Origin of the sequence: Brevundimonas sp. (genome assembly GCF_036402095.1) — a bacterium.
In the GTDB taxonomy this organism is placed as follows: Bacteria; Pseudomonadota; Alphaproteobacteria; order Caulobacterales; family Caulobacteraceae; genus Brevundimonas.
On sequence record NZ_DASWTO010000032.1, the window covers coordinates 23,190 to 30,910 of the forward strand.

8 protein-coding genes are annotated in these 7,721 nt (G+C 70.3%); 5 read left to right on the forward strand and 3 right to left on the reverse strand.

The window, feature by feature from the left end; all coding sequences use genetic code 11:
- The first annotated feature begins 9 nt into the window (after positions 1–9).
- Positions 10–999 carry a type II secretion system F family protein gene (locus tag VGD32_RS02575; RefSeq protein ID WP_331030341.1) on the forward strand — a complete coding sequence of 330 codons (990 nt, stop codon included), beginning with the start codon at positions 10–12 and terminating at the stop codon, positions 997–999.
- A gap of 1 nt (position 1,000) precedes the next feature.
- On the opposite strand, the gene VGD32_RS02580 is transcribed toward VGD32_RS02575, so the two are convergent.
- Complete coding sequence (locus VGD32_RS02580; RefSeq protein ID WP_331030342.1) at positions 1,001–1,435, reverse strand: SRPBCC domain-containing protein; 435 nt, start codon at positions 1,433–1,435, stop codon at positions 1,001–1,003.
- A 51-nt stretch (positions 1,436–1,486) separates the two neighbouring features.
- Positions 1,487–2,788, reverse strand: coding sequence for an MFS transporter (locus VGD32_RS02585; protein ID WP_331030343.1), 1,302 nt, complete (start codon positions 2,786–2,788; stop codon positions 1,487–1,489).
- A gap of 111 nt (positions 2,789–2,899) precedes the next feature.
- On the opposite strand from VGD32_RS02585, the gene VGD32_RS02590 reads away from it, so the two are divergent.
- Positions 2,900–4,207 (forward strand): amidohydrolase, encoded by a 1,308-nt coding sequence (locus VGD32_RS02590; RefSeq protein ID WP_331030344.1) that lies wholly within the window; start codon positions 2,900–2,902, stop codon positions 4,205–4,207.
- Positions 4,208–4,279: 72 nt separating this feature from the next.
- The gene (locus tag VGD32_RS02595; protein WP_331030345.1) at positions 4,280–4,417 is read left to right on the forward strand and encodes a hypothetical protein; all 138 of its coding nucleotides are present in this window, start codon (positions 4,280–4,282) and stop codon (positions 4,415–4,417) included.
- On the opposite strand, the gene dapE is transcribed toward VGD32_RS02595, so the two are convergent.
- Complete coding sequence (gene dapE / locus VGD32_RS02600) at positions 4,414–5,574, reverse strand: succinyl-diaminopimelate desuccinylase (RefSeq protein ID WP_331030346.1); 1,161 nt, start codon at positions 5,572–5,574, stop codon at positions 4,414–4,416. The genes VGD32_RS02595 and dapE overlap by 4 nt on opposite strands.
- A gap of 48 nt (positions 5,575–5,622) precedes the next feature.
- Between dapE and VGD32_RS02605 the strand changes: the two genes are divergently transcribed.
- Both VGD32_RS02605 and VGD32_RS02610 read left to right on the forward strand, forming a co-directional pair.
- Complete coding sequence (locus VGD32_RS02605) at positions 5,623–6,093, forward strand: cupin domain-containing protein (protein ID WP_331030347.1); 471 nt, start codon at positions 5,623–5,625, stop codon at positions 6,091–6,093.
- Entirely contained in the window at positions 6,077–7,372 is a 1,296-nt protein-coding gene (locus VGD32_RS02610) for an MFS transporter (RefSeq protein ID WP_331030348.1), read from the forward strand. Before VGD32_RS02605 ends, VGD32_RS02610 begins: the two co-directional genes overlap by 17 nt.
- Positions 7,373–7,721 lie beyond the last annotated feature (349 nt).

Sequence of the window (7,721 nt, forward strand, 5' to 3'; positions counted from 1 at the left end):
GAAGGGGCCATGGGCGACATCATCGGCTTCTTCACCAACCTGCAGAACCTGCTCAGCATGGCCGTCGGCGTGCTGGTGTTCGCCACCGTCATGACGCTGCTCAGTTCGTTCAGCGGGGGCGCCAAGCTGGAAGGACGGATGAAGGCCGTGGCCGTGCGCCGCGAGGAGCTGAAGCGCCGCTCCCGCCAGGCCATTGCGGCGCAAGGCAGCGGACCTCAGCATCTCAGGCACACCGACGAGGGCTTCAAGAAGCGCGTCGTCGAACGGCTCAATCTGACCAAGCTGCTGGAGGATCCGAAGGTCGCCGACAAGATGGCCCAGGCGGGCTACCGCGGCCCGAAGCCGCTGACGACCTTCTACTTCTTCCGCTTCTCCATGCCGTTCGTCATGCTGGCGCTGGCGGCCCTCTATGTGTTCGTGCTGAACGACTTCGGCCTGACGGTGATGGTGCGTCTGACCATCTGCATGTTCGCGGCGGTGATCGGCTTCTACGGGCCGAACATCTTCCTCGCCAACCGCATCTCCAAGCGCCGCACCTCGATCATGCAGGCCTTCCCGGACGCGCTGGATCTGCTGCTGATCTGCGTCGAGGCGGGCATGTCGATCGAGGCGGCGATCCAGAAGGTCAGCCAAGAGATCGGCGGATCGTCCATCGACCTGGCCGAGGAGATGACCCTGCTGTCGGCCGAACTGAGCTATCTGCCCGACCGGCGCATGGCCTATGAGGGCCTGGCGAAACGCACCAACCATCCGGGCGTGAAGTCGGTCGCCACGGCGATGACACAGGCCGAGACCTACGGCACGCCGCTGGGCTCGGCGCTGCGGACCATGGCCAAGGAGAACCGGGAGATGCGTCTCTCGGCCGCCGAGAAGAAGGCCGCTGCGCTGCCGGCCAAGCTGACTGTGCCGATGATCCTGTTCTTCCTGCCGGTGCTGTTCATCGTCATCCTGACGCCGGCGATCATCAGCATTCAGGACACGATGGCCAAGGGCGGCTGATTCAGCCCGCCTCGGCGGCCGCCTTCATGGCCTCGGCTATGGAGTCCGCCGCGCCGCGAAGCTTCGGGCGATGGCGGTCGAAATGCATCTCGCCGCGCAGGCCCGAAAAGATGAAGCCGTTGGCGAAGATGCAGCTGCCGGGCTCCAGTTCCTCGATCTCGAAATAGCGCAGCGAGCGGAACCACAGCCCGCGCTTCTCGGCCCAGACCAGCTGGGCCAGCGGCTGCCACTCGCCGACGCGCACCACGGCTCGCCGCTCCGGCAGGCCGGGAATGGCTTCGGTCAGAGCGATGGCGCCGCCATAGGCGATGGTTCCCTCGACGCCGGTCTCGACCGGGTTCCAGCGATCCCAGCCGGGCAGGTCGGCGATCAGGTCCCAGATGCGGTCGGTCGAGGCGCGGACGCCGATGCGTCGTTCGATGCGAGCGGTTTCCATGCCGCCGATCTGACACGGCTTTTCGACGGTGAAAAGGCCGGGCGACGGGGATCAGCGATTGCCCTCGGGGCCGGGCTGCGACGCGGGCGGAGTCTCGGGCGACGGTGTCTCGTCGCGGTCGGGGAGGTCGGGCGGGCCGACGCGGAGCCGGGCGCTGGTGAAGCACAGGGCTGTGGCGACCGCCAGCAGTACGGCGTTGGCGACGAAGGGCGCCGGTTCGGCCAGTTCGTACAGCGCCACGCCGATGACCGGCGGGCCCAGAAAGCTGAGCCCGGCAAGGGACATCATCAGCCCCGCCACGGCGCCCTGCTCGTGAGCCCCGACCGAGAGCGACGAGCCGGCGGTGAACCCCGGGCGGGCGAAACCGACGCCCATCGAGACCACCGCATAGCCGATGACGACGCCGTAATAGCCGGGCGAGGCGATGCTCATCAGATTGCCGACCAGGGCGAGGGCGGCGCCCCAGCGCATCAGGTCGCGCGGCTGCAGCTTGAGCAGCGGGATCAGCCCCCACTGGGCCATCAGCGTGGCCGCGGCGCCGGCCAGCATGGCGATGCCGATGAAGGGCTGGGCCTCCCGCGCGACGATGCCCGTGGTCCCGAGCTCGTCGATGATGTGGAAGCCCAGCACCGAGATGTTGACCGCCTGGGCCCCCGTCACGAGAAGGCCGTACAGCAGGTAGTCCCGCACGCGGGGGTCCTTCCACAGGCCCTTTCCGGCGTGATCCTGGCGGCCGCTGGGAGACGGCTTGCGCACCACCTCGCCGCTGGGCAGGCGCCGCCAGGTCACGAACAGCACGGCCGCGCCGAACAGGGCGAAGGCGTACATCGGTCCCGCGAGACCGACGAGCGGCAGGACGAAGAACGGCGCCAGGGCGGGGCCGACCACGGTGCCCAGCCCCTGCGCCGAGGCCAGCAGCGACATGGCCTGGGTGCGCTGCTCCGGCGAAGTGCGGTCGGCGACATAGGCCTGGGAAGCGATCGGAGCCGCCGAGCCGAATACGCCGTAGACCGTCCGGGCCACCGCCATCAGGGCGAAGGCCACGCCCGCGCCGAGCCAGCGTTCGAGCCCGGATGTGGCGGCGAGGCCGAAGCCGCCCATCGAGACGACGAAGCCTGCGAGGCCCACGAGGATGACCGTCTTGCGTCCCAGCCGGTCCGACAGCCGGGCCCAGAACGGCGAGGCCACGGTCCACATCAGGGCCGAGATGGCGAAGGCGCCGGCGACCAGCGTGTCCGACAGCCGGAACTCCCGCCCGATGGCCGGCAGCACCGACTGAAGCGCCATGTTGCCCGCCGCCGCGATCAGGCTGACCGCGAACAGCAGGGCGAAGGCGGGAGAGCGGAGGTTCACAGGCGGACCCTAGACCGGCTCCGGTCCGAGGTCATCAGGGCTTGCGGGACCGGGCCCTTGCGCCGGGGCCTCGTCTCCGCGCACGGTGCCGGTCTCACCGGGGAAGTCGCCATGATCGTCCGCAGCCTGCTCGCCGCCACAGCCGCCCTGACGCTTGCCCTTCCGGCCGGAGAGCCCCGGGCCCAGACGGGGGAGGCGGTGACCGCGGCGATCGAAGCCGTAACGCCGCGGGTGATCGCGTGGCGGCGCGACCTGCACGCCCATCCGGAACTGGGCTTCGCCGAGACCCGCACCGCCGCCGTGGTGGCCGAACACCTCCGCTCGCTCGGGCTGGAGGTGCGCACGGAAGTCGGCAAGACCGGCGTGGTCGGGATCCTGCGCGGCGGCCGGCCGGGCCGGACCGTGGCGCTGCGGGCCGACATGGACGCCTTGCCGGTGCAGGAGGCGACCGGGCTGCCGTTCGCCTCGACGGCGACCGGGAGCTACATGGGCGCCACGGTGCCGGTGGCCCACGCCTGCGGCCATGACGCCCATGTGGCCATGCTGATGGGCGCGGCCGAGGTGCTGGCCGGGATGAAGGACGAGATCGCCGGGACGGTGGTGTTCATCTTCCAGCCGGCGGAGGAGGGCGCGCCGCCGGGCGAACCCAAGGGCGGGGCGGCGCTGATGGTCGAGCAGGGGGCGCTGGCCGATCCGCGCCCCGACGCCATCTTCGGCCTGCATGTGCTTCCGGGGCGGCCGGGAACGATGTGGTATCGGCCGCGCGGCTTCATGGCGGCGTCGGACCGGATCGACATCACCCTGCGCGGGCGGCAGACGCACGGAGCCTGGCCGTGGAAGGGCGTCGACGTCATCTCGGCCTCGGCCGACGTGGTGCAGACGATCAACAGCCTGACGGCCCGCACCATCGATCCGACGACGACGCCGACGGTGTTCACCGTCGCCACCCTGGACGCCGGGGTGCGCTACAACATCATCCCGGACCAGGCGGTGCTGTCGGGCACGCTGCGCACCTTCGACATCGCCCAGCGCGACGATCTGGTGCGGCGGGCCGGGATCGCCATCGGCAATATCGCCGAGAATTACGGGGCGACGGCCGAGTTCGGCGTGCGCCAGAACGCGGCCCTGGTGTTCACCGACGAGGCGCTGTCGGCCTGGCTGGCGCCGGTGCTGGAGGAGGCGGCGGGCGAGGGCAATGTCAACGCCGGCGCGTCGCCGACCACGGTGGCCGAGGACTTCAGCTATCTGTCGCAGGTCGTGCCGGGGGTGTTCTACCACCTGGGGGCCAGCGCCGACGGGGTCGATCCGGCGACGTCGGCGCCCAACCATTCGCCGGCGTTCGACGTCAACGAGAGGGTGCTTCCGATCGGGGTCAAGGCGCATGTGCTGACGGCGCTGCGCTTCCTCGAGCGACCTTGACGGCAACCACGTTTTTCAACCTCCCGGCAAGGATCGGGGCGCACCCTCATCCGGTTTTGCGGGAGTGGGCCGATGAGCAGGCTGCCGGTCGAATTGCCGCCGATGACGCTGGAGCGCCGGGGCGGCCCGTTGCGTGAGTTGTTCTATTTCCTCGTCGCCTTCGCGGCCATGTTCGGCGGGGCGATGCTGGGCCTCGACCTGCTGTTCTAGGGGCGGTCGAAGACGGTGGTGATGACGCGGCGGTAGACCTCCGTCAGCGCCTCGATCTCGCTCACCGGAACGCGCTCGTCGATCTGGTGCATGGTCTGGCCGACGAGGCCGAGTTCGAGCACCGGACACATCGACCGGATGAAGCGCGCGTCCGAGGTGCCGCCGGTGGTGGAGGCCTCCGGGCGGCGGCCGGTCGCGGCCTCGACCGCGTCCTGCACGCCGGTGACGAAGGCGCCGGGCTCGGTCAGGAAGGCTTCGCCCGAACACAGATGCTCCAGTTCGATCCGCAGGCCGCTGGCGGCCTGGGCCTCGCCGGCCATGGCGTTGAGCCATGCGATCAGCGCGTCCCCGGTGTGGGCCGGGTTGAAGCGGATGTTGAGCCGCGCCCTCGCCTCGGCCGGGATCAGGTTGGTGGCGGGGTTGCCGATGTCGATGGTGGTGATTTCGAGGTTCGACGGCTGGAAGCCGTGATAGCCGTCGTCGAGCCGGTGGTCGGCCAGCCGGGCCAGCAGGCGGGCGATGACCGGGGCCGGGTTGGCGGCGCGATCGGGATAGGCGACGTGGCCCTGTTTGCCGTGGACCGTGATCCAGGTGTTGAGCGAGCCGCGGCGGCCGATCTTGATCATGTCGCCGAGGGCGTGCTGCGACGAGGGTTCGCCGACCACGCAGGCGTCGATGACCTCGCCCTCGGCCATCAGGGTCTCGACCACGCGCTTCGTGCCGTGCAGGGCCGGGCCCTCCTCGTCGCCGGTGATGAGGAAGCTGAGCGAGCCGGGGACGTCGCCGTCGGCCAGCACCCGTGAGACGGCGGCGATCCAGGCGGCGATGCCGCCCTTCATGTCGACGGCGCCGCGGCCGTAGAGGACGCCGTCGCGGACCTCGGCCTCGAACGGGGCGGCGGACCAGGCCTCGACCGAGCCGGTCGGCACCACGTCTGTATGGCCGGCGAAACAGAGGTTGGGCGAGGCCGTCCCGCGCCGGGCGTAGAGGTTCTCGATGCTCTCGAATTTCAGACGGCGGCAGTGGAAGCCGAGGCCGGTCAGGAGGCGTTCCAGCATGTCCATCGCCCCCTCGTCGGCGGGGGTGACGGAGGGTCGGCGGATCAGGTCGCGGGTCAGTTCGACAGGATCGATAACCGGATGTGATGCGGCGCTCATGGACCTGTGCTTTAGGGGGTTCGGACGATTGCGAGAAGGCTTCTCTCCATGCCGAAGATCGACATCGAAAACGCGCCGACCGGGCACGGCACGGCCTATCCCGAGGAATTCGCCGGACCGTGCAAGGCGCGGCGGCGCTGGCGGCTGGGCGACGCGGTCGGGCTGGACCAGTTCGGCGTCAATCTGCTGCGCCTGCCGGACGGCGCCTGGTCGAGCCAGCGGCACTGGCACACGGGCGAGGACGAGTTCGTCTGGGTGCTGGAGGGCGAGGTGGTGCTGGTCGAGGACGAGGGCGAGACCGTGCTGCGGGCCGGGGATTGCGCCGGGTTCAAGGCCGGCGTTCCGAACGGCCACAGGATCGAGAACCGGTCGGGGGCCGGGGCGGTTCTGCTGGAGGTCGGCAGCCGGGCGCCGGAGGGCGACAGCGGCGTCTATTCCGATATCGACATGATCTTCCGCCCCGGCGGCTTCTTCCATCGCGACGGAACGCCGTACCCGAAGCATGACCGACGCACCTGAGGCCCCCGAGCCGATCACCCCGTCCGTCGTCGAGGCGGCGCGGGAGGCGCAGGGAGCCAATCCCTGGAAGCTGCGCGACTTCCGGCTGCTGTGGGGCGGCCGGGTGGCGGCGGTGCTGGCCATCCAGATCCAGTCCTCGGCCCTGCTGTGGCAGGTCTATGAGATCGCGCGGCGCGACCATCCGATCGCCGAGGCCAGCCTGTACCTCGGGCTGGTCGGACTGGCGCAGTTCATCCCGCTGCTGGCCCTGACCCTGCCGGCGGGCGAGATGGCGGACCGGCGCGACCGCAAGGCGACGGTGGCGGTCTCGATCGCGGTGGAGGCCCTGTGCGCGATCGCCTTTCTGGGCATGGCCCTGCACGGCTCGCCGCCGCTGTGGGGGCTGCTGGCGACGGCCTGCCTGTTCGGCGCCTGCCGGGCGTTCCTGGCCCCGGCCAGCCAGGCCTTCCTGCCGATGGTGGTCGGCCGGGCGGCCCTGCCGAGAGCCATCGCGGCCCAGTCGATCGCCTTCCAGACGGGCGCCATCGCCGGGCCGGCGCTGGGCGGGGTGATCGTCGGGATCAATGTGCCGCTGGCCTACGCCGTGGCGCTGGGCCTGTTCCTCGCGGGGCTGGCCGCCTTCCTGCTGATCCGCACCTCGGGCAGGCCGGAGCGGGTCGGGGTCGGGTCCCGCCGCTGGGACGCCGTCAAGGAAGGGCTGAAATACGTCTGGAACACCAAGGTGGTGCTGGGCGCGATCTCGCTGGACCTGATCGTGGTGCTGTTCGCGGGCGTGGCGTTGCTGACGCCGATCTTCGCGCGCGATATCCTGCATGTGGGACCTGAGGGCTTCGGCCTGCTGCGGGCCGCGTTCGGGGTCGGGGCCTTCACCATGGCGCTGTATCTGGCGCGGTTCCCGATCGTGAGACATGGGGGCAAATGGATGTTTGCGGCGGTGGCCGTGTTCGGCGTCTGCACCATCGTCTTCGGCCTGTCGAAGATCGCCTGGATCAGCGCCGCGGCCCTGCTGATCGGCGGGGCGGCGGACATGATCAGCGTCAACATCCGGCAGACCCTGATCCAGCTGTCGACGCCGGACCATATGCGCGGCCGGGTCAGCTCGGTGTCGATGCTGTTCATCGGCGCCTCCAACGAGCTGGGCGAGGCCTACTCCGGACTGGTGGTGCGGTTCCTCGGGCCGATCGGGGCGGCGGTGTTCGGCGGCGTCGGGGCGCTGGCCGCGACGGGGCTGTGGGCGAAGCTGTTCCCGGGGCTGCGCAAGGCGGACCGGTTGAGCTGAGGTTCGGTTGTCAAGGACCGGACGTGCGTCGGCGCCGCCTCGGGGAAAGCGGTTGGGGAGGGCGCGGGACAGCCGGGCCTCGCCCGGATGCGATGTGGTTTTACCGTTTCGACGAGACAGGCTGCCCCGCGCGGCCGTTTTCCACACGCCCTCCGACTGGCGGCCCTGCGTCCGGGCCTCTGACGGATCGCCCCGACCTCGTTGCCGAGACCGGAACGGGACGGCCTTACCCCCGCATCGCGAGGCCATCTGACCGCACCTCAAGGCGCGCGGCGAGCAAGCGGGCAGGATCCATCCCTGTCCGCGAGGACCCCCGGACTCTCCATCGCCCGGGCTTCATCGCTCGACC